This window comes from Novosphingobium sp. (assembly GCF_965228995.1).
Taxonomy (GTDB): Bacteria; Pseudomonadota; Alphaproteobacteria; order Sphingomonadales; family Sphingomonadaceae; genus Novosphingobium.
In genome coordinates this window covers 1,510,685-1,535,253 of the sequence record NZ_OZ245852.1, presented here as the reverse complement: position 1 = coordinate 1,535,253, position 24,569 = coordinate 1,510,685, and the positions used below count along the sequence as shown (strand labels likewise).

22 protein-coding genes are annotated in these 24,569 nt (G+C 65.7%); 8 read left to right on the top strand and 14 right to left on the bottom strand.

The genetic code is table 11. The features are described from left to right. Window positions 1-3 precede the first annotated feature (3 nt). The gene (locus ACO056_RS07255; RefSeq protein ID WP_421853971.1) at window positions 4-744 is read left to right on the top strand and encodes an SDR family oxidoreductase; all 741 of its coding nucleotides are present in this window, start codon (window positions 4-6) and stop codon (window positions 742-744) included. A gap of 133 nt (window positions 745-877) precedes the next feature. On the opposite strand, the gene ACO056_RS07250 is transcribed toward ACO056_RS07255, so the two are convergent. Next, complete coding sequence (locus tag ACO056_RS07250) at window positions 878-2,347, bottom strand: aldehyde dehydrogenase (RefSeq protein WP_421853968.1); 1,470 nt, start codon at window positions 2,345-2,347, stop codon at window positions 878-880. 140 nt (window positions 2,348-2,487) lie between these two features. Continuing rightward, entirely contained in the window at window positions 2,488-4,908 is a 2,421-nt protein-coding gene (locus tag ACO056_RS07245; RefSeq protein WP_421853965.1) for a TonB-dependent receptor, read from the bottom strand. Between the two features lie 181 nt (window positions 4,909-5,089). Between ACO056_RS07245 and ACO056_RS07240 the strand changes: the two genes are divergently transcribed. Continuing rightward, window positions 5,090-5,584, top strand: a complete 495-nt coding sequence (locus tag ACO056_RS07240; RefSeq protein ID WP_421853962.1) for a MarR family winged helix-turn-helix transcriptional regulator — start codon at window positions 5,090-5,092, stop codon at window positions 5,582-5,584. Window positions 5,585-5,741: 157 nt separating this feature from the next. On the opposite strand, the gene ACO056_RS07235 is transcribed toward ACO056_RS07240, so the two are convergent. After that, complete coding sequence (locus tag ACO056_RS07235; protein ID WP_421853959.1) at window positions 5,742-6,455, bottom strand: nuclear transport factor 2 family protein; 714 nt, start codon at window positions 6,453-6,455, stop codon at window positions 5,742-5,744. Window positions 6,456-6,571: 116 nt separating this feature from the next. Here ACO056_RS07235 and ACO056_RS07230 point away from each other — a divergent pair, with 116 nt between their 5' ends. From ACO056_RS07230 to ACO056_RS07215, 4 genes are all read left to right on the top strand, one after another. Continuing rightward, a complete protein-coding gene (locus ACO056_RS07230; RefSeq protein ID WP_421853956.1) occupies window positions 6,572-8,176 on the top strand; it encodes an MFS transporter in 1,605 nt (534 codons plus the stop codon). Continuing rightward, complete coding sequence (locus ACO056_RS07225) at window positions 8,173-9,087, top strand: SDR family NAD(P)-dependent oxidoreductase (RefSeq protein WP_421853953.1); 915 nt, start codon at window positions 8,173-8,175, stop codon at window positions 9,085-9,087. The genes ACO056_RS07230 and ACO056_RS07225 overlap by 4 nt, the downstream gene beginning before the upstream one ends. Window positions 9,088-9,439: 352 nt before the next feature. Next, window positions 9,440-10,312 carry a dienelactone hydrolase family protein gene (locus ACO056_RS07220; protein ID WP_421853950.1) on the top strand — a complete coding sequence of 291 codons (873 nt, stop codon included), beginning with the start codon at window positions 9,440-9,442 and terminating at the stop codon, window positions 10,310-10,312. 156 nt (window positions 10,313-10,468) lie between these two features. Then, window positions 10,469-10,852, top strand: a complete 384-nt coding sequence (locus ACO056_RS07215; protein ID WP_421853947.1) for a BLUF domain-containing protein — start codon at window positions 10,469-10,471, stop codon at window positions 10,850-10,852. Here the strand turns inward: ACO056_RS07215 and ACO056_RS07210 are convergent. From ACO056_RS07210 to ACO056_RS07160, 11 genes are all read right to left on the bottom strand, one after another. After that, window positions 10,849-11,238: a hypothetical protein gene (locus ACO056_RS07210; RefSeq protein ID WP_421853944.1), complete on the bottom strand. Its 390-nt coding sequence runs from the start codon at window positions 11,236-11,238 to the stop codon at window positions 10,849-10,851. The two genes, ACO056_RS07215 and ACO056_RS07210, sit on opposite strands and share 4 nt — an antisense overlap. 38 nt (window positions 11,239-11,276) lie before the next feature. After that, on the bottom strand, window positions 11,277-12,194 hold the full coding sequence (locus ACO056_RS07205; RefSeq protein ID WP_421853941.1) for an SDR family oxidoreductase: 918 nt from the start codon (window positions 12,192-12,194) through the stop codon (window positions 11,277-11,279). Next, window positions 12,191-13,663 (bottom strand): carotenoid oxygenase family protein, encoded by a 1,473-nt coding sequence (locus ACO056_RS07200; protein ID WP_421853938.1) that lies wholly within the window; start codon window positions 13,661-13,663, stop codon window positions 12,191-12,193. The genes ACO056_RS07205 and ACO056_RS07200 overlap by 4 nt, the downstream gene beginning before the upstream one ends. A gap of 137 nt (window positions 13,664-13,800) precedes the next feature. After that, window positions 13,801-16,314 (bottom strand): TonB-dependent receptor, encoded by a 2,514-nt coding sequence (locus ACO056_RS07195; RefSeq protein ID WP_421853935.1) that lies wholly within the window; start codon window positions 16,312-16,314, stop codon window positions 13,801-13,803. A gap of 122 nt (window positions 16,315-16,436) precedes the next feature. After that, a complete protein-coding gene (locus tag ACO056_RS07190; RefSeq protein WP_421853932.1) occupies window positions 16,437-17,225 on the bottom strand; it encodes a CmcJ/NvfI family oxidoreductase in 789 nt (262 codons plus the stop codon). Window positions 17,226-17,348: 123 nt separating this feature from the next. Further along, on the bottom strand, window positions 17,349-18,290 hold the full coding sequence (locus ACO056_RS07185) for a Gfo/Idh/MocA family oxidoreductase (protein WP_421853929.1): 942 nt from the start codon (window positions 18,288-18,290) through the stop codon (window positions 17,349-17,351). Then, entirely contained in the window at window positions 18,287-19,129 is an 843-nt protein-coding gene (locus tag ACO056_RS07180) for a class III extradiol dioxygenase subunit beta (RefSeq protein ID WP_421853926.1), read from the bottom strand. Before ACO056_RS07180 ends, ACO056_RS07185 begins: the two co-directional genes overlap by 4 nt. Window position 19,130: 1 nt before the next feature. Then, window positions 19,131-19,553 (bottom strand): protocatechuate 4,5-dioxygenase subunit alpha, encoded by a 423-nt coding sequence (ligA, locus tag ACO056_RS07175; protein WP_421853923.1) that lies wholly within the window; start codon window positions 19,551-19,553, stop codon window positions 19,131-19,133. Next, window positions 19,550-20,569, bottom strand: a complete 1,020-nt coding sequence (locus tag ACO056_RS07170) for an amidohydrolase family protein (RefSeq protein ID WP_421853920.1) — start codon at window positions 20,567-20,569, stop codon at window positions 19,550-19,552. The genes ligA and ACO056_RS07170 overlap by 4 nt, the downstream gene beginning before the upstream one ends. After that, window positions 20,566-21,444, bottom strand: a complete 879-nt coding sequence (locus tag ACO056_RS07165; protein ID WP_421853917.1) for a DUF1932 domain-containing protein — start codon at window positions 21,442-21,444, stop codon at window positions 20,566-20,568. The genes ACO056_RS07170 and ACO056_RS07165 overlap by 4 nt, the downstream gene beginning before the upstream one ends. A gap of 62 nt (window positions 21,445-21,506) precedes the next feature. Then, entirely contained in the window at window positions 21,507-22,661 is a 1,155-nt protein-coding gene (locus ACO056_RS07160) for a LysR family transcriptional regulator (protein ID WP_421855352.1), read from the bottom strand. A 104-nt stretch (window positions 22,662-22,765) separates the two neighbouring features. Between ACO056_RS07160 and ligK the strand changes: the two genes are divergently transcribed. Together ligK and ACO056_RS07150 are read left to right on the top strand one after the other, a co-directional pair. Then, a complete protein-coding gene (gene ligK / locus ACO056_RS07155; protein ID WP_421853914.1) occupies window positions 22,766-23,440 on the top strand; it encodes a 4-carboxy-4-hydroxy-2-oxoadipate aldolase/oxaloacetate decarboxylase in 675 nt (224 codons plus the stop codon). Continuing rightward, window positions 23,433-24,503, top strand: a complete 1,071-nt coding sequence (locus ACO056_RS07150) for a 4-oxalomesaconate tautomerase (RefSeq protein WP_421853911.1) — start codon at window positions 23,433-23,435, stop codon at window positions 24,501-24,503. The genes ligK and ACO056_RS07150 overlap by 8 nt, the downstream gene beginning before the upstream one ends. Window positions 24,504-24,569: the final 66 nt, after the last annotated feature.

Below are 24,569 nucleotides of genomic sequence, written 5' to 3'. Positions count from 1 at the left end.
CCCATGCGTTTCACCGATAAATGCGTCGTCGTGCTCGGCGGCAATGCCGGGATCGGCCTCGCCGCCGCGAAGATGTTCGCCGCCGAGGGCGCCAAGCTCGCCATCACCGGGCGCAACAAGGAAACCCTCGCTGCCGCTGCCGGGGGCCTCGGCGCGCTCGGCATTGCCAGCGACATGGGCGATGTCGGCCAGACCAGGGCCGCGATGACCGAGATCGAGCACACCCTCGGCGGCATCGATGTGCTGTTCGTCAACGCCGGGGTCGGCGGCTTCGCCGCCATTCCCGAAGTGACCGAGGAATTCTGGGACGGCATCCACTCGGTCAACTTGCGCGGCGCCTTCTTCGCCATCCAGAGCGCCCTGCCCTTGCTGCGCGACGGCGGCGCCATCGTCATCACCGGCTCGATCGGCAGCGAACTCGCGCTCGCCGGCAACGTGGCTTATGCCTCGGCCAAGGCAGGCCTGCGCGCCATGGCCCGCACCACGGCCAAGGAACTCCTCCCCCGCCGGATCCGCGTCAACATGGTCAGCCCCGGCCCGACCGAGACCGAAATCTTCAAGCGCGGCGCGAGCGAGGCCGAGATCGCCGCCACCCGCGCGATGCTCGGCGGTGTCGTCCCGCTCGGCCGCATGGGCGAGGCAGAGGAAGTCGCCCGCGCCGTCCTGTTCCTGGCTAGCCCTGAGGCCAGCTTCATCAACGGCGTCGATCTCTACGTCGACGGCGGCTGCGTGGAACTGGGGTGAAAGCTGCTGTGCTCTCTCCCCTTGAGGGGAGAGATACGAAGGCTTGGCAGCTTGCTGCCTAGCCGAAGTTGAGAGGGGCGCGGGCACAGCGCAAGTCCCCCTCTCCCAACCCTCTCCCCTGAAGGGGAGAGGGCTACAAGGCGCTTGGCACCCCATCCAGCAGCAGCGTCTTGACCTCCAGATAGGGCATCAACCCCTCGCGCCCGCCCTCGCGCCCGATGCCCGATTGCTTGAACCCGCCATAGGGCAGGCCGAAATCCATCCGCAGCCCGTTCTGCCCGAAGCCGCCCGCGCGCACCCGCCGCCCGATCCGGTAGGCTGCATCAACATCATGCGTCAGCACCGAACCATTGAGGCCAAAGCGCGACGCATTGGCGATGCGGATCATGTCCTCTTCGTCCTCCGCCGGAATCAGGCTGAGCACGGGTCCGAAGATTTCCTCCTGCGCGATCCGGCTGTCGTTCGGCACATTGGCAAACAGCGTCGGCTCGATGAAATAGCCTCGACCCAGATGCGCCGGCCGCCCGCCGCCACACATAAGATCGGCTACCTTGCGGCCTTCCGCGATATACATCTCCACCCGGTCGCGCTGCCGCTCCATGGCAAGCGGGCCGAGCTGTGTTCGAGGATCGTCCGAATGGCCGATCACCACACGGCGCATCTCGTCCGCAATCGCCGCAGCCAGTTCGTCATGCCGCGCGCGCGGCACGATCACCCGGCTCAGCATCGCGCAGACCTGCCCGCTCATCATCGTGATCGTTCCGCTGAGCATCTTCGCGGCAATATCGATGGGGAAATCATCGCGCACCAGCGCGGCAGACTTGCCGCCCAGTTCCAGCGTGCAGCGCGCGATCCGCTCCCCGCAGACGGCGGCAATGCGCTGGCCCGCCACGGTCGATCCGGTGAAGCTCACCTTGTCCACGCCGTGATTGCACACGAGGTGATCACTCGCCTCGCGGTGTCCGGTCACCAGGTTCACCACCCCCGCCGGCAGCCCCGCCGCTTCCGCCGCCTCGGCAATGATATAGGCCTCGAGCGGGGTTTCCGGCGAAGGCTTCATGATCACCGGGCAGCCCGCCAGCAGTGCATAGGCCACCTTGTTCGCCATGATCCCGAACGGCCCGTTCCACGGCGCGATCGCCGCGACCACGCCCACCGGCTCATGCACCACAAACCCCGCCGCCGCGCCCATGCTCGGCCGCTGCTCGACAAATGCGAACCCTTCCGCGATCGCGGCAATGCCTTCCAGCACCGCGACAGACCCTGCATGCATCGGCCCCGCAAAGCTCGCGAGCCCGCCCATCTGCGCTGTCCAGCAGCGCGCAAGCTCATCGACCCGCGTGCGCAAGTGCCCCACCATCCGCCGGAACGCCGCGATCCGCTCCGCCGGGGGCGTCACCGGCCACGGCCCGTGATCGAACGCAAGGCGCGCCGCTGCCACCGCCGCGTCCATATCGGCCTCGTCCGCCTCGGCCACGCGGGCCACCACCTGCTCGGTATCGGGCGAGATCAGCGCGATCAGCCGTCCGCTGTGCGCCGGCACCCATTGGCCGCCGATATAGAGCTTTTCCGGATGCGCGATGTTGGCGCCTGCTGGCAGCATCAATTCTCTCCCTGCAGCGCACGCATCGGCGCTTTCACCTAAATCTACCATTTGTTATGATTGAGGCAAGGCCCCGCATGCAAAAAGGGGCGACCATCGCTGGCCGCCCCTTCCCCTCATGACAGGGTATGCCTGAAAACTCAGAACTTCTTCTGCACCGTCACCGCCCATTCGCGCGGCCGCCCGACGGTCGCATAGGCCGTGCCGGCAAAGCCATAGAGCGCCGCAAAGCGCAGCGGCTGGACGTAGTACTTGTCGAACAGGTTCTGCACCTCGAACGAGATCGAAAGGTCTTCCTTGCCGTTCTTCCACGTCACGCGCGCATTGGCGATTGCGCGCGCCGGGTTGTAGTCCAGCACCGGGCTCCCCGCGAGGCGCCCCTGCGTCTGCCTGCTGATCGACGACACATCGAAGCGCGGGGTGATCGAGCCCTTCTCGCCGCCCAGTTCCGCGCGGTACTGGATGCCGAAGCTGGTGCGCCACTTGGGCGTGGTGATCGGATCGCCGATCTGGATGCCCGCATTGGGGTTGGTTGCCGGGCCCAGCTTGGTCGGGTCGAGCCGTGTCCACTTGCCGTCGATCCAGCTGGCCGAGGCGTCGATGTCGAGCCCTTCGACGGGATGCGCCGCGATCTCGAGTTCGGCGCCGTACATGTGCCCGTCACCTGCGTTGCCGATGGCGGCGCAAGGGAACGGATCCTTGCCGGGCGCGAACCCGTCGAGCGTCGCGCAATCGGCCAGTGGCAGCTGGATGTTCTTGTAGTCGTTGTAGAAGCCCGCAATGTTCAGCCGCAGCCTGCGGTCGAACAGGTCGGTCTTCAGGCCGGCTTCATAGGCCGTCAGCGTTTCCGGATTGAATGTGCCGTTGACCGCCTGCGCCTTGGTGAACGGACGCGCCGTCACGCCGCCACCCTTGAAGCCGGTGCTCACCGTCGCATAAGCCAGAACCTGCGGGCTGAAGCGGTAGTCGGCCGAAATGCGCCAATCGACGCGGTGGCCGTCGTAGTTGGCGACGCTGCCATTGAGCGCCCCCACGCCGAAGATGTCGGTCAGCACGCCGCCGTCCCACTGCGTGCGCGAGAACGTGTAGTCCTTGTGCTCCTTGGTATAGCGCACGCCGGCGGTCACGGTCAGCGCCGGGGCCGGATGCAGGATCACCGTACCGAACACCGCCTTGCTGTTGGCCTTGATCGGGTCGTTGCCCTGGAACTGGAGAAACAGCGAGGGCACGCCGATCGGAACAATGTACCGGATGTCCTGCCGCGTGAAGTAGACCGACTTCTGGTCGTTGTAGAAGCCGCCGATGGTCCACTCGGCCAGGTTGCCGATCTTGCCGTTGAGCCGCAATTCCTGGCTGAAGAAGCGGAAGCTGAGATCGTTGAAGCCGCCACCGGCAATCAGCGGCGCCGGGGTGTAGTCATCGTCCGTGCCGAAGATTTCGTGATACTTGCGGTAGGCGGTGATCGCCTGCAGCTTGATCGAATCCGAAAGCCCCAGCGTCAGGTTGCTCGACACGCCCCAGCCAGTGAACTTGGTCGTGTTGGGCATGTAATAGGCTTGCCCCGCCTGGCCACCTGCGGGCATGTAGAAGCTCGCATACGTGCAGAACCGGCCGCAGGTATAGTCGACACCGCCGGTCTTGGCGGTGTTCATCGCGGTGATCACGCCCGCCGCATTGGTACGCTTTTCGTAGGAATAGTCCCCCGTGACGATCCAGTCGATCTTGTCATTCGGGTTGTAGCGCAGCGAACCGCGCAGCCCCGCGTAATTCTTCTCGCCCAGCTTGTCGACGACGCAGTTCGCCGGGGTCGAAGCATTGCCGGTGAGGCCCAGCTTGTTGCCTGGATTGGCGCAGCCATAGTCGACCTGGTCGACATAGCCGTCCTGCTTCTTGTAGACGCCGGAGACGCGCGCATAGAGCCCCTCGGCCAGCTTGAAATTCGCGCTTCCGCGCAGGTCGAGCCGCTGGCGCGAACCATAGGCCACTTCGACCGTGCCGCTGTCCTCCGCGGTCGGCTTGGCGGAAAACAGCTTGATCGCACCGCCAATCGAATTGCGCCCGGTCAGCGTGCCCTGCGGCCCGCGCAGCACCTCAACCCGGTCGAGGTCGAGCAGGTCGAGCACCGATCCCGTCAGCGTGGCGTAATAGACATCGTCGACATAGAGGCCCACGCCCGGTTCGTAGGCGGGGTTGAAATCGTACTGGCCGATGCCGCGAATATAGACCGCCATCGACGAACCGAAAGCGCCGCCCTGCGGGGTCAGCTGTACGTTCGGCGCCTGCGCCGCGATCTGCGAGATATCGGTCTGGTTGCGCGAGGCGAGCAGGTTCGCATCGATCGCGGTGATCGATAGCGGCGTATCCTGCAGCTTCTGCGACCGGAACTGCGCGGTAACGACGATTTCCTTGATGCCGCCGGTATCCTCTGCCGCCTGCGCGCCGTCTTGCGGCTGGGCCTGCGGAGCCTGCTGCGCGGTGGCCGGAACCGCCAGAACGAGTGCCAGTGCACTGGCACTTCCTGCAGCGAGCAGGCGCACGAATTGCGTGGGTGTCTTCGCCATGGGTGATCCCCTCTCCAAGAATTGGTCCTCTGCGGGACCGTTCTACCGTTTGTTAGTAAGACATACTAATTGTTCCTTGGCAAGACCCTTCCGCCGCACGGTGGACAGGTCTTCCACCGCCGCGCGAGGGGGCCACACCAGCCCTCTTGCCGTCGCGGTCCGTCAACGCGATAAGCGCGCAATGGTCGCCAAGCCCGCCACGTCCGCAGCCCCCGCCCGCCCCGATCTCGATCTGGGCGAAGATGCCGCCCTCCTCGTCGATCTGCTCAAGCTGGGCACGTTCATCGCGCGGCCCATGCGCGAAGGCGTGGCAGAGCCGATGGGCCTTGCCCCCAACGACCTCAAGATCATCCTCGCGCTCGGCGGCGAAGGCGAACTGGCGGGGCACGAACTGTCCGAGATCATGGGCCTGCCGCCCATGAACGTGAGCCGCGCAATCGCCGCACTGCACACCCGCGGCCTCGTCGAACTCGTCCGCGACGCCTCCAACCGCCGCCGCAAGCCAGTCCGGCTGACGGCTGCGGGCATGGACCTGTTCCGCCAGACAATCCCGGCGATGGCCAAAGTCGGCGAGCACTTGTTCGCCGATTTCACGCCGCAAGAACGCGCGGTGTTCCATGCCGCGGCGCAGGCGATTCTGGCGCGGATGACGGGAGCGGGTCAGGGTTGTCCCTGATGGAGACCCAGCCGCCCTTTCCACCGAGCCGCCATGCCTGATGCGAGGTCGCGAGGAGGGGGGGTGTTAAAATCTCCCCACCCCAAACTCCTCGTCGCCCCGTGCTTGACACGGGGTTTGGCTACCTTCCGTGCACACCCGCCAGCACAGCGCGCCCCTAGTTCCCCTTCAACCCCGCAAACGCCTCCACCCGAAACGCCTCCGCCAGCACCGGATGGGCAAAGCTCATCGGCACTTCCTGCCGGTGCGGCCAGGTCTGGCGGTAGTTGTTCTCGGGCAGGATCACATCCGGCCCGGTCGGGTTCTCAGGATAGCACACCACCGCGGGCTGCAAGTGCGAGACGGTATGCGCCCAGCCGGTCTCGTAATCGCCCTGCCACTGCATCAGGTAATCGAGCCGCTTGATCTTCCACACGCCGTTTTCGCGCACGTAGTCGTTCTCGTAGATGCCCGATTCCCAGAATTGCTGCGGCATGTGCTCGGGCTTTTCGCCCAGCACCTCATCGTGCCAGCCGCCTGCCAGAATACCCCGGAAGCGGCCCTTGGCGGTCAGCCGGTCGGGCGCCACGGTGATCACGTCCTGCAGCTGGAAATGGTCGAGCAGCAAGCCATGCACCGGCCCGCGCTTGCCGCCGGTAAACAGTTCCTGGATCCACGTGCCATAGAGCCGCATCACCCCCGCATGGCCGCGATACTCGCCGGAAAGGAACACCACCGCCCCGTCCTCGGCAAACAGCCCCGCCACTTCCTCAGGCCGGTTGTAGTCGATGTAATAGCCATAGGCCCATTGCAGGCGGCGGATCGCGTTGATGTCCTCAAGCTCGCCGACGCGATTTTCGAGCGCAGCAAGACGCGCTTCCATATCAGACATTTATCCTGCTCCCGTTCGCTCCGCCTCAGCGGATATTTGTAAGGTAGGCTAACAACTCGCGAAACGATTGGCAATCGCCTCTGCTGCGGCCATGCTGCCGCAAAGGGGAGAGAAGAATGGATTCGCAACGCGAACCGAAAGCAGAACCATCCGTAGCCGAAATCCGCACCGTGATCGCCGCATCGGCGGCAGGCACGGCGTTTGAATGGTACGATTTCTATATCTACGGCACGCTCGCGCCGCTGTTTGGCAAGCTGTTCTTCCCCGGCTCCAGCCCGGCGGCGGGCTTCCTCCTCGCGCTCGCCACGTTCGGCGTCGGCTTTGCGGCTCGGCCCTTCGGCGCGGCGATCTTCGGCACCTTTGGAGACCGCTTCGGCCGCAAGGTCACGTTCCTCGTCACGATCACCCTGATGGGCCTTGCCACCACCGCGATCGGCCTCCTCGGCACATTCGCGCAATGGGGCATTGCCGCGCCGATCCTCCTCGTCGTGCTGCGCGCGCTGCAGGGCCTTGCGGTCGGCGGCGAATATGGCGGCGCGGTGATCTACGTTGCGGAACACGCGCCGCTCAAGAAGCGCGGGTTCTACACCGGCTGGATCCAGATCGGCGCCTCGGCGGGCTTCTCCCTCAGCCTCCTCGTCGTCCTCGCAACAGAGACGCTGGTGGGCGAGGAAGCATGGATCGCCTGGGGCTGGCGCATCCCCTTCATCTCCAGCCTCGTCCTCCTCGCCATCTCGGTGTGGATGCGCCTCAAGCTTTCCGAGAGTCCGGTCTTCGTCGCCATGCAGAAGGCCGGCGAACTCGCCCGCACGCCCTTGCGTGAGGCCTATGCCACGCCAAAGCAGCTGCGCCGCCTCTTCGCGGCCACGTTCGGCGGCGCGGTGGGCCAATCGATCTGCGGCTATATCGGCATGATCCAGCTGCTCAATTTCATGCAGGTTTCGGTGCACATGGACCCTGTGCTCACGCGCACGCTGCTGATTGGCGTACTCGCCGTCATGGCCTTCACCAATGTGCTCGCGGGCTGGCTGTCTGATTTCATCGGGCGCAAGCCGGTAGTCCTCGCAGGCTACCTCATGATGCTGGTGGTGCTGTTCCCCGGCTTCCATCTCATCGCCGATCAGGCCAACCCCGCCCTCGCCCGCGCCGCAAAGGAGCATCCCGTTGTCGTCTCCGGCGCGGAGTGCACCTACAATCCCTTCGCGCAGCACGGGCAGGCCAGTGCCTGCGGCAAAGTGCTCGATACGCTGACCCGCGCGGGCGTGCCCTATACCAAGCAGGATGCACCTCCCGGCACGGCGCCGGTCGTCAACATCGGCGGGCAACCCGCGCCGATGGAAGGCCTCGACGCCGCCCTCGCCGCCGCAGGATACACCACCAAGCCGGTTTCGCCGCCTGCCAGAAACCTGCTGATCATTGTCATCGCGATGGTCGTGGTCGGCCTGCCCGGCATCCTCACCTACGGACCGATGGGCGCGTGGCTCACCGAACAGTTCCCCGCCCGCACGCGCTACTCCTCGCTTGCCACCAGCTACAACTTCGGCGTCGGCATCTTCGCAGGCTTCATGCCCTTCATCGTGCAGGCTATCGTCGCGACGACCGGCAGCGTCATGGCGGGCTTCTGGTATCCCTTCATCATGGTCGTGATCGCCGCCGTGGTGGCCACGTTCGGCCTCCCTGAAACCGCCGGCAAACGCCTTGTCGAAGGGGCAAAGGCATGAGCTTCGCGGGACAAGTCGCGTTCATCACCGGCGGCGTCACCGGCATCGGCCTCGGCGCCGCGCAGGCCTTCAGCGATGCGGGCCTGCGCCTTGCCCTCAGCTACCGCAACGAGGATCACCGCGCGCAGACCGCCGCGTGGTTCGCCGCCAAGGGCCGCGAGGAACCGCTGTTCATCAAGCTCGATGTCACCGACCGCGCCGACTTCACCGCTGCCGCCGAGGCGGTGGAAGCGCATTTCGGCACGGTCCATGTGCTCGTCAACAATGCCGGGGTCAGCGTCTTCGGCCCTACCGACGAGGCCAGCTACGCCGATTACGACTGGATCATGGGCGTGAACTTCGGCGGCGTCGTCAATGGCCTCGTCAGCTTCCTGCCCAAGCTCAAGGCCGCGACTGGCCGCCGCCATGTCGTCAACATCGCCAGCATGGCCGCCTTCCTTCCCGGCCCGCAGGCGGGGATCTACACCGCGAGCAAGTTCGCGGTGCGCGGCCTCACCGAATCGCTGCGCTACAACCTCGCGCCTCACGGCATCGGCTGCTCGCTGTGCTGCCCCGCGCTCACCCGCACCAATGCGTGGGATTCCGCGCTGAAGCGCCCGGCAGAGTTCGCGGGCAGCGGCTTCGCCCCCGCCGACCGCAGCGAACTCGAACAATTCGGCACCGCCTTCGAAGCCGGGATGGACCCCTACGAAGTCGGTACCAAGATCCTGCGCGGCATGGAGCAGGGCGATGGCCTCATCCTCACACACCCCGAATTCGCCGAGGACTTCCGCGAGATCTACGAAAAGAGCCTCGCCGCCCTGCCGCAGGAAGAAGCTCCGCCCGCCCGCCTCGAAATCGAACGCCTCCGCCGCGCCGCCATGGCCGCCGCCGAAGCCGGCACGGTCATCGGCCTCGGCGACCTGACCTGACTTCCGCTCCCCTCCCTCACTCGTCATCCCCGCGAAGGCGGGGACCCAGAGCAGCCACAGCGCCACTACGCTCTGGATCCCCGCCTGCGCGGGGATGACGAAGGTGTGCAAATCAGCGAAACAACCGTTCAGCGCGCGATGCCGATCTCGACTGCGCTCGATCAGAACGGTTCCCCTCCCTCACTCGTCATCCCCGCGAAGGCGGGGACCCAGCGCAGCCACAGCGCCACCCCTCCCTGAATCCCTGCCTGCGCGCCGATGACGAAGGTGCAGGAACGGACTTCGCTCGACACGAACCAGCCATTGGGTAAATTACGCCAGCGACGCGCCCCCCAGCGAAAGGCCCCATCCCGTGTGTGACGATCTGACCGAAACCGAAAACGCCCTCTGGCTCAGCCGCCGCCAATTCAGCGCCGCCGGTGCCAGCGCCGCCGTGCTCGCCACGATGCCCGGCTGCAGCATGGCCCAGCAGGCTCCGGGCGATCTCCCCGTCAAAGGCCGCCCGGTCACTGTCACCACGCCTGATGGCAAGGTCGATGCCTGGTTCTACACGCCCGAAACCGGCAAGCATCCCGCCGTGATCATGTGGCCCGATATCGCCGGCCTGCGCGAAGCCTACAAGACCATGGCCTCCCGCCTCGCCTCGGCGGGCTATGCCGTCCTCGTGGTCAACCACTACTATCGCGGCGCGGTCGCCCCGGTGCTCGATTCGCTGGTGGCCTGGCGCACCCCTGAAGGTCAGGCAAAGCTCAAGCCGCTGATCGCGGGGATCACCCCCGCCGGCACGATGAGCGACGCCAAGGCCTTCGCCGCCTGGCTCGACACGCAAGCCGAAGTCGATACCGCCCGGAAGATCGGCACCTGCGGCTATTGCATGGGCGGCCCCTACACCGTGCGCACCGCCGCTGCCGTGCCTACCCGCATTGGCGCCGCCGCCTCGTTCCACGGCGCGGGCCTTGTCGGAGAAGGGCCGGACAGCCCGGTCAATCTCATCGCCAAAACCAAGGCCGGGTTCCTCTTCGCCATCGCCCAGAACGACGATGCCAGCGCCCCCGGCGACAAGACCGCCCTCGCCGCCGCCGCCAAGGCCGCTGGCCGCCCCGCCGAGGTCGAAGTCTATCCCGCGCAGCACGGCTGGTGCACGATCGACGCCCCGATCTACGACAGGGTGCAGGCCGAAAAAGCCTGGAGCCGCATGCTCGCGCTCTACGCGGCCAACCTCTGATCGGCTGAATTGCGGCGCTTCGGCCACAGTCGGGAAACATTCTACCGACCGTTACGGAGCGCCCCTTTCAATTCCGCCGCCGCGGTTCAATCTGGTTGTCCATAAGACCGGCGGAAGCGCATATGGGCGCAAGTCCCCCGGCGGGGACGGCCGGCCATGCGTTTGTGGAAACTGTCCTACACCAGCATCGCCGTCGCGGCCCATGATGTCGCTCTCCAGCAGGCCCACGAGATCTGCGCCCGCTCCGGTGAACGCAATGCCCGCATCGACGTCTCCAGCGTGCTGACCGTGCACCGGGGCCGCTTCGCGCAAGTCCTTGAAGGCCCGGAAGAAGCCGTGCGCGCCGTGCTCCGGCGGATCATGGGCGATGCGCGCCATCACTCCGTCACGGTGATCGCCGATGGCCCGATCGTCGCGCGCCGCTATGGCAGCTGGGCAATGGCCTACCGCGATCCCAAGACCTACCTCGCCGAACAGATCGACGATATCCTCCAGCAGACCGCCGATGTCGTGCGCGCGATGAAGGCAACCTGGCACTAACGCGTAGCTTGCGGCCCGATCAGTGCAAACACCACGAAGCACACCGCGATCCCGGCCAGCGTCGCCAGCACATCCTGCCAGTCGAACACGAGATTGCGGCTGAGCATCTGCACGGCTTCCCAGCCCAGCAGCCCCGCGCCGCTGATCGCCGCGCTCAGGCGGAAACGCCGCGTCTGCGCGGGGCCATCCGCGCCGGGCTGCTGCTCGGCCCATACCCCCAGCAGCACGAACGTGATCGCAATCGCTGCCGCAAAATTCGGCCCCACGCCGATCAGGTAGGTCAGCACCGCGCCGTGCTGCAAATGGTGCTGGCGCGCCCATTGCACCAGCGTCAGCAGCGCCAGTCCGCCCAGCCCTGCCAGTCCGTATCGAGTCGATAGCTTCATCGGCACCGCCCCTTTCGGAGCTGCAGACTAGCAGACCCTTACGCTGTGCGCAGCATCCCGGCGTTATCCTCGATCATCGCCCGCACCGAACGCGCCTTGCGCCCCGTCAGCCGTTCGACATCATCGGTGCAGACCGCAAGGAACCCCTCGCGGATGGCCCGCCCGAAAGTCACCATGTCATCGCTGTTCCACGGGATGCCGGCCACGCTCAGGTCGTCCACCGGGCGGCGCGGGATGCCCATCGCATCGAACATCGCGTACTGCTCGTCGTCGGTGGTCGAGACATAGGCAATCGGGCGCCCGGTGATCTCCGCCATCAGCGCCGCCACTTCGCGGAAGGTCTGCAGTTCCGGCCCGGTGATGTTGTAGATCTGCCCCTCATGCCCCTCGCCCAGCAGCACGGCGGCGGCTGAGGCCACGCAATCGTCGCGCCAGACCATCGCCTCCAGCCCTTCGCCCGCATTGCTCACCCACTGCCCGCTCTGCATCACTTGCGGTCCCGCCATCAGGATCATCGCATCGGCATAGTGCGCATCGCGCAGCATCGTCCACGCCATGCCCGAAGCGCGGATCAGCCGCTCGGTCTCGATATGATCGTGGCGCACTTCGGCGGGGTTCGCCGGATCGTCGATGCCGATGAAGCTGGTATAGGCAATGTGCCGCACACCTGCCGCCGCCGCCGCGTCGATCGCTGCCTTGTGCTGCACCATCCGCGCACCGACCCGCGTGCCCGATATGAGCAGCATCCGCGTCCCGCCCTGCACCGCCTCGGCGAGCGTCTCGGGCTTGTCGAAATCGCCATAGCGCACGGTGCACCCCTGCGCCGCGCGGTCGGCCAGCTTGTCCGGGCTGCGCGTGATCAGGATCAGGTCCGCAGCCCGCCCCGCCGCGATCAGCCGGTCCGTCAGCCCCCGGCCATACTGGCCCGAGGCACCCGTGACGACGATCCTGCTCATGCCGCCGCCGCGTCCAGTTCGGCCTGCGGCACCCACCAGCCATGGACTTGCGGGCGCAGCCTGTGCGGAATGGCCACCTTGGCCACCGGCCCGGCGGATACGTTCCCCGCATCGATCACCCACGCCTCATGCGTGAAGGTGTTATCGCCCACTTGCTGGTCGACAATCGTCACAAGCCACCCCTCGTGTGCAGGATCGGCAGCGGGCACATGCACCGGCTCGTTGAAGCCCGCGAGCGGCGGCAGCGCCAGCGCCTGCGGCGGACCGCCCCGCATATCGAGCCGCAGCAGCAGATTGAACATCGCCCCCACCGGCCCGCCCGGCAGCGGCGGCCCCTGCAGCTCCGGGTTCATCGTCAATATCCAGCCATGCGTATAGGGCCGCCCCTGCCGCGCCGCCGGAATCACCGGGAAATCGCCGGGAGGCCCGATAATGGTCTCCGTCACTTCCCCGCCCTCGGCCTTGGGATCGACCGTCCAGCGCGTCAACGCGCCTTGCACGTCCCACGGCTGCATGTGGATGCCCGAAGGCTCGCGGATGAAGGCAAAGGCGTTGGTGGAATTGAGGCATGCATCGAAATGCAACAGGCCCGCTCCATCCTCCCACGCATTCATCATGTGGTATGAATGGACGCCCTTGGGCCCCTTGAACCAGCGCATTTCCGAAACATCGCCATAACGCGGCATCACGCCGAGCCAGGAATCGAGCTCCGGCTCATGGTGCCAGTGCTCGCCGCCTGCCTTCAGCCGCTCGAGGTCCGCCGTCGTCGGATAGATCGGAAAGAGCGCGTAGTTCTCGCTGATCGTGAAATCATGCATCATCGCGCAGTAGGGCGCATCGAACCACTGCTCTGATTTCAGCGCTCCATCCGGTCCGACCACGCAGTAGGCCACCTTGGCCGAGGCGAGCCCGTCCGCCTCGTAGCCATAGAAGAACAGTTCCTTCGTGGCGGGATCGATCCGGACGTGCGCCGTCATCGTTTCCGATTTGAGCGCCCCGCCGAAATCATAGGAGCCCAGCGTCGCCAGCGTCACCGGATCGACGCGGTAGGGCCGCCCGTCCTCCTTCGCCATCAGCAGCCGCCCCGCGTGCCAGACCGGCGTGGTATTGGCGACTGTGCGGTCCACCCCCTGCACATCGACATCGTCGGTGAACGGATTGCGATACTTGCCGAAGCGCGCATGGCCCGCTTCCTTCTCCGCCAGATAGCGCGCCGTTGTGACAAAGCGGATCGCGTAGTCCGCCGTGCCATCGGCATTGAAGGAAAGCCGGCTCACCATGCCGTCGCCCGAAAGCGTGTGATCGTTCTCGAACTTGGGCGGCCAGGCGGGATCCGGCACCGCGCAGTAGAAGCTCCCGCGCACTTCGGGCGGCAGCGCGCCTTCGATCACGAGCCCCGTCAGGCTCGTCTCCTCGCCCACCGGCGCATTGAGCCCGGTAAAATACATCGTCTGCGGAAACGCGCCCATCGGCCTCACCCCACCCTATCATTTGTTAGAATAGGTCTACCACGCGCAAAGCGGATTTCAACCGGATTCCCGCATAGCAAAAGGGCCGCCCCACCGAAGTGGAGCGGCCCCCTTGAGGCTCATCGATCGTTCGCGGATCAGAAGGTGCGCTTCAGCGTCACCGCCCAGGTACGCGGCAGGCCGGGCGCGGCCGTGATCGCACCAAAGGCGTTCTTCACGTCTTCGATCGTGTTGTAGTAGTACTTGTTGAGCACGTTCTGCACTTCGAGCGAAACCTGCCAGTCCTTGTTCTGGGTGGTGTAGGTCAGGCGCGCATTGCCGAGGAAACGCCCGTCAACCAGGTTGCTCGGCGCATTGAACGCATCGGTGAAGACCGCCGACTGGTAGGTCCCATCGAAGCGGGCGCTGACCGTGCCGGCCTTCATCGAGTAGTCGTACTGGGCGCCGAAGCTCCAGTTCCACTTCGGCGTGTAAGGCGTCACGTTGGTGATCGGCACGCCCGAGGCACCTGTGTCCTTGTACTTGAAGTGGAGGTAGCTCAGCGAGCCATCGAGCGTGAAGCCCTCGACCGGACGGATCGTGGTTTCCGCTTCGAAGCCCCAGACATCCGCCTTGCCGACGTTGGACGGCATGAGGCACGGCGAGAAGCCATGGCAGCTTGTCAGCGTCAGGATGATGTTGTTGTACTTGTTGAAGAACGCGGAGGCATTGAAGCGCAGCTTGCGATCGAACAGGTCGGTCTTGATACCCGCTTCATAGGTCCGCAGCGTTTCGGGCTGGAACGAGGTGATCTGGTTGCACGGCGCGCCAAACGGCAGCTTGGTGCAATCGCCTGCCGAAGGACCGAAGAACGGACGCGGGTTCACGCCGCCGCCCTTGTAGCCCGTCGCCACCGAGGCATAGGCGAAGACTTCCGGGCTGAACCGGTAGTCGGTCTCCACGCGCCAGTCGGTGCGCTCGCCCTTGAACTGGCCAGTCACGTTGTAAAGGCCGAGCAGCAGGCAGTTCGGCGAGTTGCCCACGCCCGTCGGGCCAGCAGTCTCCGCGCCGAGGAAGAATTCGCACGGCAGCGGCCCGGGCACCGTCCCGTCCGGGTTGGACCGGAAGTAGGTGTAGTCCTTCTTGTCCCACGTATGGCGGATGCCGCCGGTGATGCCCCAGGCATCGGTCAGGTGGAACGTGCCGTTGAAGAACAGCGCCTTCGAGGTCGAGGGCGTGCTGTCCGGACCGTGGATGAAGTCGATACCGGCATAGTTCAGGTCGACGCGCGCGTTGTACGTGCCGTTCTGGTCAAAATAGAACCCGCCCAGCGTGTACTCGATGCGCTTGTCCATCAAGCTGCCGTTGAGGCGCACTTCCTGGCTCCACGCGCGGTGGCGCAGGATATTGTCGAGCTGCGCGACTGGCACGGGCGAGCCGTCCTGATCGAAGCCGAAGCTCATCTTGTAGTGCCGATAGGACGAAATCCAGACCGCAGTCAGGTTGTCCGCCAGCTTCGCCGTAACGTTGCCCGTGATGCCCCAGCCATCGTAGGTCTGCTGGTTGGTCGCCGCATAGGGCTTGAACGGCGCCTGGCTCGTTGGCGTACGCGCGTCGAGGAAGTTGGCGTAGTTGATATAGCGCGAATCGTAGCCCGCCGGTGTCGAGGAGCAGCTGTTCTGGAACCGGGTGCTGTTGGGCACGAACGAGCAATCGAGCGGCACCGGCGCGCCGTTCTTGCCCTTGAGCCAGGGCAGGCCCTCGGGCGTCGTCCCGGCGTTACCGCCATAGAGCAGCACCTGCGCGCCTGCATCGTTGCGTTCGCGCGTATAGTCGCCCGCCACATTCACTTCGATATCGGGCGAAGCTTCCCAGCGCAGCGCAAGGCGCCCGGCCGAGAACGAACGCCCGCCCAGCGTGCCGCGTTCGATGCCGTTGCCCTGGTTGGTGTTGGCCGGCACGTTCGAAGTGGGGTGCGACAGGCCATAGTCGAGCAGCTTGACGTAGCCATCACTGTTCTTGGTCGCACCCGAAAGGCGCGCGAAGAGGTGGTCGCTGATCTTGATGTCCGCCATGCCGCGCACGTCGATGCGGTTATAGGAACCATACGTCGCCTGCAGATAGCCGCCGCCTTCGCCGGTGGGCTTCTTGCTGAACAGCTTGATCGCGCCGCCGATCGAGTTCTTGCCCGCCAGCGTGCCCTGCGGACCGCGCAGCACTTCCACGCGCTCCAGATCCATGAGGTCGAGCAGCGAGCTCGACAGCGTCGGGATATAGACGTCATCGACGTAGATGCCGACGCCCGGCTCGAGCGCGTAGTTGAAGTCGGTCTGGCCGATGCCGCGAATAAACGCGATCAGGCCGATACCGCCGCTCTGCGGCTGCGCGCGCAAGGTCACGTTCGGCGCCTGCGCGGCGATCTGCGAAATATCGGTTTGCCCGCGCGCTTCCAGCACGGCCGCATTGACCGCAGTGATCGCCAGCGGCGTATCCTGAAGCTTCTGCGCGCGGAACTGCGCGGTGACGACGATTTCCTGAGCCGCGGCGTTGTTGGCAGCGGTATCCCCCGCGGCCTGAGGTGCGGCTTCCTGCGCGAAGGCAGGCACGGAAACGATAGCTGCGGTCATGCCGAGCAGGCGTGCTACGCGCCGCGCGGCCGTCAATCTGGCCATGGTTACCCTCCCTTTGTCGTCGCCGATCTTCTCGGTCGATCAGATATGAGTCATAACAATTCCTGCGCCAGACGCAATCGCCTGAAAGTACAAACCGTATGTTTCACGCACAAACTGTTGCTTCAGCGCCACCACCACGCCGTAGCGCGCATTTCGATGCTCACCCGCGGCGGCGAATCCGCCGGACATGCGGGCAAATCGAACGCCACATGCGGCACGTGATGGGCCCGCGCCGGATCGCTGTCATGGGTCTTGAACAGGATCGCCTCGTCGGGATTCAGATCGAGGAAGGCGTGCCAGCGGTGCGCCGCATTATGCGCGACGACCAGCCCCTCGAACGACCACTCGGGCTTCCCCGGCTCGTCGAACACCGCATCCGCCGCGATCAGATCGGCGGCCCCCAGCGTCCGCGCATCGCACAGCGCGAGGGGCACGTCCTGCGGAGCCGGGGAAAGCGCACGCCATACGTTGTAGTGCGCGCAGCGGCTGAAGGGCCGTCCACCCGCCCCGGCTTCGCCAAACCGCGCCGCCGTCACATCCGAAATGTCGATATGCGCAAAGCGCGCCGGCATCGAATTGTTGAGGCTGCCCGCAAGACCCGACCGCTCCGAAAAGCGCAGCAACCCGGGTGCGCCGACATGGACGTGATCCGCCCCGGTCAACTCCTGCACCAGTTCCTCGATCTCGCGCATATGCACGCGCGCCACTTCCTCCCGGTCCCGGAAATCGCGCACCGCGCTCCGGTGGGAAACGAGCGCGAACCCCTCGCGGTCGATGGTCGTCCCCGCCGCGCGCCCATCCAGCACTGGCATCAAAACCGGCGCGATCTCCACCTCGTCGCGCTCGTGCGCGTTGGCGTAATAGCGCGGGCGGGCGAACCGGCGTCCGGAATAGGCGATCAGGGCTTCCATCGCTTCAGCCTCCTACTCTGCCCATTCCTAAACCGCTCATGCTGAGCTTGTCGAAGCATCTGACGCAGCCGCCGCGACAGCACCCTTCGACAGGCTCAGGGTGAGCGGGTCTGGGCATCAACCTCACCCGTTCAGCTGCGTCTCCAGCTCACCCAGCACCCGGTAGCAATCGAGCACCTTGCCGACCGACGAATTGGGCTCGCGCCCTTCGCGGATCGCCGCAATGAACTCGCGGTCCTGCAGCTCGATCCCGTTCATCGAAACGTCGACCTTCGAAACGTCGATCTGCTCTTCCTTACCGGTGAACAGGTCATCGTAGCGCGCCAGATAGGTCCCGGTATCGCCGATATAGCGGAAGTATGTTCCCAGCGGCCCATCGTTGTTGAACGAGAGCGAAAGCGTGCAGATCGCCCCGCTTTCACTGAGCAGCTGGATCGACATGTCCATCGCGATGCCAAGCTCTGGATGCAGCGGCCCCTGCAGCGCATTGGCCTTCACGATCCGGCCCGCCTGATAGGCAAACAGGTCCACCGTGTGCGCCGCATGGTGCCACAGCAAATGATCGGTCCACGAACGCGCTTCGCCCTTGGCGTTGATGTTGCGGCGGCGGAAGAAGTAGGTCTGCACGTCCATCTGCTGGACGGCGAACTCGCCCGCCGTGATCCTGTTGTGCACCCACTGGTGCGAAGGATTGAAGCGCCGCGTGTGGCCGACCATGCAGGTCAGCCCCGTCGCTTGGCTCTTCGCCAGCACCGCCTCGCTGTCCGCCCAGCTATCCGCCAGCGGGATTTCCACCTGCACGTGCTTGCCCGCATCCATGCAGGCAATCGCCTGGCTCGCATGCATCTGCGTCGGCGTGCACAGGATCACCGCATCGACATCGTCGCGCGCCAGTGCGTCTTCCAGTTCGGTCGAGGAATGCTTCGCGCCGTACTTCGCGGCCACCGCCGCTGCCTGTTCAGCAGTGCGCGAGATGATCGAGACGATTTCCACGCCCTCGATCTTCTTCAGGCCATCAAGGTGCTTTTCACCAAACGCGCCGGCACCGGCGAGTGCTATTCTCATGGGTTGGGCTCCAGAACGATATGACCGATGGCCGTATTGCTGCACGGGATGTGATAATGCCGGTGCAGGGTCTTGACCTTCTTGCCCAGCGCGCCGCGCATGATCAGCCACATCACCATCTCGATGCCTTCGCTGCCGGTTTCGCGCAGATACTCGATGTGCGGAATCCAGCGCGCCGCATCGTCATCGCTTTCCAGCATGTCGAGGAACGTGTTGTCCCACTCCCGGTTGAGCAGACCAGCGCGCGGGCCCTGCAACTGGTGGCTCATCCCGCCCGTACCCCAGATCTGCACGTTGAGATCCTCGGGGAAACTCGCGACCGCCCGGGCCACCGCTTCGCCCAGCGCCCAGCAGCGGTTGCCCGAAGGCACCGGGTAGGTCACCACGTTCACCGCCAGTGGCACGACCTTGCACGGCCACTTTTCCGGGCTGCCGAACATCATCGAAAGCGGCACCGTCAGCCCGTGATCGACGTCCATCTCGTTGATGATTGTCATGTCGAAGTCATCGAGGATCAGGCTCTGCGCGATGTGCCAGGCCAGATCGGCATGGCCTTCCACGTCGGGCACCTTGCGCGGGCCCCAGCCCTCGTCCGCCGGCTTGTAAAGCTCCCCGCAGCCGATCGCGAAGGTCGGCACGATCTTCATGTCGAAGGCGCTGGCATGGTCGTTGTAAACGAGGATCACCACATCCGGCTTTTCGGCCTTTTCCCATTCGCGGGTCCATTCGTAACCGGCAAAGATCGGCCCGAAATAATCGTCCCCGGTCTTGCCCTGATCGACGGCCACGCCCAGCAGCGGCACGTGACTCGAACCCACGCCAGCAGTCAAACGCGCCATTTCAGTAGCCCCCTTTGATGGAACGATTGCCGATGGGGGAGCGTCCGCCCTTCAGCATCATGTCCCGGTATTCCGGGAACGTCATGTCGGTCATCGTGCTCACCGCCTCGGCAAAGCTGAGGCCATCGGTCGAGAACAGCTTCGAGAGGAAATAGACGTTTCCGCCCATGTCCAGCAGCGCGTTGTAATCGCGCTTGAGCAGCGCGGCCTTGGCTTCCTCGGAGATCGGCCATTCATCGAGATAGGCCCGCTCGTCCGCCTTGAAACGCTCACGGTTGTCGCCCTTCATCAGGCTCATCGCGAACTGGTTGATATGATACCCCTTGCGCGCCCGCGCCGCAGTGTAGACCCGCGTGCCCGGAATATCCTCCAGCTCGGCCAGATAGGCGTGGATGTCCGCAGCAGGTTTGGCAGCTTCAGTCACTTGCCCATCTCCTTGAGCTTGGCATCGAGACGCGGATAGACACGCCGGGCATTGCCCTCGAAAATCGCGTGACGCGCTTCCTCGGTAATATCCAGCGCGTCGACATAACGCTTGGTGTCGTCGAAATAGTGCCCGGTCGTCGGATCGATCCCGCGCACCGCGCCGACCATCTCGCTGCCGAACAGGATGTTCTTGGTCTCGATCACATCGGCCAGCAGGTTGATCCCCGGCTGGTGATAGACGCAGGTATCGAAGAACACGTTGTTCATCAGGTGCCCGGAAAGGTCGGGCTTCTTGAGCATGTCCGCCAGCCCCCGGTAGCGCCCCCAGTGATAGGGCACCGCGCCGCCGCCATGCGGGATGATGAAGCGCAAGGTCGGAAACTTCGCAAAGAGGTCTCCCTCCAGCAGCTGCATGAACGCGATGGTATCCGCCGCGATATAGTACGCCCCCGTCGCGTGCTGCGCCGGATTGCACGATCCCGAAACGTGGATCATCGCCGGCACGTCCAGTTCGACCATCTTCTCGTAAAGCGGGTACCAGTATGGATCGGTCAGCGGCGGATGCTTGAAAAAGCCGCCGCCCGGATCGGGATTGAGGTTGCAGCCGATAAAGCCCAGCTCGGTCACGCAGCGCTCAAGCTCGGCAATCGAGCTGGTCAGATCCGCCTCGGGCGATTGCGGCAGCATGCACACGCCCGCAAAGGTCTCCGGAAACAGGCCGACGACCCGCGCGATCAGATCGTTGCAGGCCCGCGCCCACGGCACCGCGACCGATTGATCGCCCACATGCGGCGCCATCGCGCTCGCGCGGGGGCTGAAAATCGTCATGTCCGCCCCGCGCTCCTTGATCAGGCGCAGCTGGTTCGCCTCGATCGTCGCGCGGATCTCATCGTCGGAAATCTCAGGATAAGGGGGGCACGGCGTCCCCGCCTTGAACGCCGCCTTCTGCGCCTCACGCCATTCGTCGTGCGCCTTGGGGAGCACGGTATAGTGGCCATGGCAGTCGATGATCATCGCAACAACACTCCGTTACCCACCCCGTTCGCCCCGAGCGAAGTCGAGGGGTCTTCCGCAACACCAACCCCGTTCGTGTCGAGCGAAGTCGAGACACCAGCCATTGCGCGCTGCCGCCGCACCGTGCCGCTGGTCATCACCGGCTCCACGCCGAGCCCGATCAGCGTCTTGGCGCTCTCTTCCATCTCGGCCGCGCGCCGAAGCCCGTGCGTCGCCATGCGCTCCAGATTGTAGGCGGCGCGCGCGGCCCAGCCTTGCGCCTTCTCGCTCGCATCGAGCGAGGCCAGCACTTCGTCCGCCACCCCCGCCGCATCCGCCGCGAGCATCATCTCCGCCGTCAGCGCCTCGATGCCCTTGACCATGACCGAACGGATCATCTTGATCGCGCTGGCCCGGCCCACTTCGGCCCCCACCACGCGCACATTGGCAAAACCCGCCGAACGCAAGGCCTCTGCCGCCTCATCCGCCGCCGCGCCCGAAACCAGCAGCGGCACATTCATCCGCGCGGGGTTCACTGGCGCCAGCACTGCCACATCCACATAGCGCCCGCCCGCCGCTTCCACCGCGCGCGCCGCCGCGCGCTTGGTATCGGGCGCCACCGAATTCATGTCGCACCACAAGGCGCCCGGCTTCAGCATCGCGGCATAGTCCCGCGCCGCCGCCAGCGCCGCATCCGCCGTCACCAGTGAGAGCACGAGTGCGGCATCGCCCAACGCACACTCAGGCGCCGCGCAAGCAAGCACGCCTGCTGCCTCCATCGCCGCGCGCCGCGCCGGCAGCACATCGTAGGCGGCCGCCCCGGCTTCCCAGCCAGCAGCATCGGCAAAGGTCGATCCGGCCTCACCAAAGCCGATCAGGGCGATTGTTCTCTCCATGCGCGTCCTCCTGCGGCCGCCACGCAGGCCAAACAAATGCAATTCGCGCCCAGTCTATAAAATTATGCGAAACCTCCGTCCGCAACCTCGCGCAGCAGCGCCACGAACGAGGCCTGCGGCGCGGTCGGCCGCCAGCCCTCGCGCGTGGTTATCCCGATCCGCCGCAGCACCGGCGCGGGTGTCGGCAAAGTGGCCAGCACCCCTGCCTGCAATTCCACCGCCAGCTGCGCCGGGCTGAGCAAAGTCAGCGCGTCCGATCCCAGCAGCAATTGCCGCACCGTCAGCACCGATCCGCACTCGATCCCGACGTCCGGCGGCTCCGCCCCGGCGGCGCGCATCATCGCCTCCCAGTAGCGCCGCAGCGGCGTATCGCGCGCTGGCAGGATCCACGGAAAATCGGCCAGACGCTGCCCCATCGGCTGCGCTTCGGCCAGCAGCGGATGCCCGCTGCGCATCACCAGCTGCGGGCTGTCCTCGAACACCGGCTCCTGGCGCAAATCCTCCAGCACCACACCTTCGCGGAGCGCGCCCAGCATCAGGTCGATTTCGCCATCGCGCAGCGGCCCGGCCAGTTCGGCATGGCTCCCCTCGACCACCGCGATCCCCACCCCCGGATGGCCGGAATGAAACCGCAGGATCGTCTCCGGCAGCCACCGCGCGCGGCTCAAGGGCATCGCCCCCACCACGATCCGCCCCGCCGCCTTGCCCTGCCACGCGGCCACTTCGGCGAGGCCGCTGCGCAGCTCCGCCATGGCGAGGCCAAACCCCCGCGCCCGCCGCTCGCCCTGCGGTGTCAGCGCAGCGCGCCGCCCGCGCCGGTCGACCAGCCGCTGCCCCAGCGCCACCGAAAGATCGGCCACCGCGCGGTGGAGCGAGGCCGCCGAAAGCCCCGTCGCTTCCGCCGCCCCGGCATAGGACCCGGCGCGCGCCAGCGCCAGAAACGCGCGCACTTGCGTCCCCGTCACGCGCGGACTGCCGATCTGCGCAATCGCCGCTTCCGCGCGCGGCGCGAGCAGCCGCGCCGGCTCGGTCGGCGTCATCCCGCCCGAGCCGCGCTCGAACAGGGCGCAGCCCAGCTCCGCCTCGAGCCGCGCGATTGCCTGGGTCAGCGCGGGCTGCGTCAGGTTCACGCTGCGCGCGGCCCGCGTCACGCTGCCATGCCGCACCGTCGCGGCGAAAGCGGCATAGTGCCGGATATTGTAGGCAGGTTCGGACATGAGCTTCATTTAGCATTTCCTTATGCCCCGCGCCAAACATTGCATTGGCCCCGCGCCGCCCCCGGGCCGAAGGAAGCACAAGCCATTGCAGCAGGAGCCGGAACATGTCGGGTATCGTCGTCCAGAACATCGAGCGCGCCGATCCGGCGGTGATCGACGGCCTCGCCGCCTGCGGCGTCGCCACGGTCCACGAAGCGCAAGGCCGCACCGGCCTCCTCGCCAGCTACATGCGCCCGATCTATCGCGGCGCGCGCATCGCGGGCAGCGCCGTCACCATCAGCGCCCCTCCGGGTGATAACTGGATGATCCACGTCGCCATCGAGCAACTGCAGGCGGGCGATATCATGCTGCTTGCCCCCACCAGCCCTTGCGAAGACGGCTACTTCGGCGATCTCCTGGCAACCTCGGCCATTGCCCGCGGCTGCCGCGGCCTCGTCATCGATGCGGGCGTGCGCGATGTGCGCGATCTCACCGAGATGAACTTCCCCGTCTGGTCCAAGGCGATCTACGCGCAAGGCACGGTCAAGAACACCTTGGGCTCGGTCAACGTCCCTGTCGTCTGCGCCAACCAGTTCGTGAACCCCGGCGATGTGATCGTTGCCGATGACGACGGCGTCTGCATCGTCCCCCGCGCCAATGCCGAAGCCGTGCTCAAGGCCGCGCAGGCCCGCGAAGCCAACGAAGGCGAAAAGCGCGAAAAGCTCGCCGCCGGCATCCTCGGCCTCGACATGTACAAGATGCGCGAACGGCTCGAAAAGGAAGGCCTCAAGTATGTCTGACACAGGCATCCCCAAAGGCATACAATGCATGTGGATGCGCGGCGGCACCTCCAAGGGCGGCTACTTCCTCAAGGATGACCTCCCCGCAGACACCGCCACCCGCGATGCCTTCCTCCTCGCGATGATGGGGAGCCCCGATCCTGTCCAGATCGATGGCATGGGCGGCGCCGATCCGCTCACCAGCAAGGTCGCGGTCGTCTCGAAGTCCACCCGCGAAGGCATCGACGTCGATTACCTGTTCCTGCAGGTTTTCGTCGATCAGGCCATCGTCACCGACGCGCAGAACTGCGGCAATATCCTCGCCGGCATCGGCCCTTTCGCCATCGAACGCGGGCTCGTTCAAGCCACCGGCGATGAAACCCGCGTTTCGATCTACATGGAAAACACCGGCCAGGTCGCGGTCGCCACGGTCTGCACCCCGGGCGGACGCGTCACCTACAAGGGCGATGCGAGGATCGACGGCGTCCCCGGCAGCCACGCTCCCATCCCGCTCGAATTCCGCGATACCGCCGGTTCCTCCTGCGGCGCACTGCTCCCCACCGGCAACGCGGTCGATGTGGTCAATGGCGTGCGCGTCACCCTCATCGACAACGGCATGCCCTGCGTCGTGATGAAGGCCGAAAATCTCGGCATCACCGGCTACGAAGACCGCGACTGGCTCGACAATGCCGCCGACCTCAAGGCAAGAATCGAGGCCATCCGCCTCACCGTCGGCCCGATGATGAACCTCGGCGATGTGGCGGCCAAATCCGTCCCCAAGATGATGCTCGTCGCCCCGCCCCGGCATGGCGGCGCGGTCACCGTGCGCAGCTTCATCCCCCACCGCGCCCATGCCACCATCGGCGTGCTCGGCGCGGTCAGCGTCGCGACCGCCTGCCTCATCCCCGGCTCCCCCGCCGCAGAGGTCGCCGTGATCCCCGAAGGCAGCCGCAAGCTCCTCTCGGTCGAACACCCCACCGGCGAAATGAGCTGCGTGCTCGAAACCGACGAAACCGGCGCCGTCCGCACCGCCGCCCTCCTGCGCACGGCCCGCAAACTGATGGACGGGGTGGTGTTTGGCTGAAGCCGCGCCAGCATGCTTCGACAAGCTCAGCATGAGCGGACTTGGGGCAAGACCAAACAAGACCCG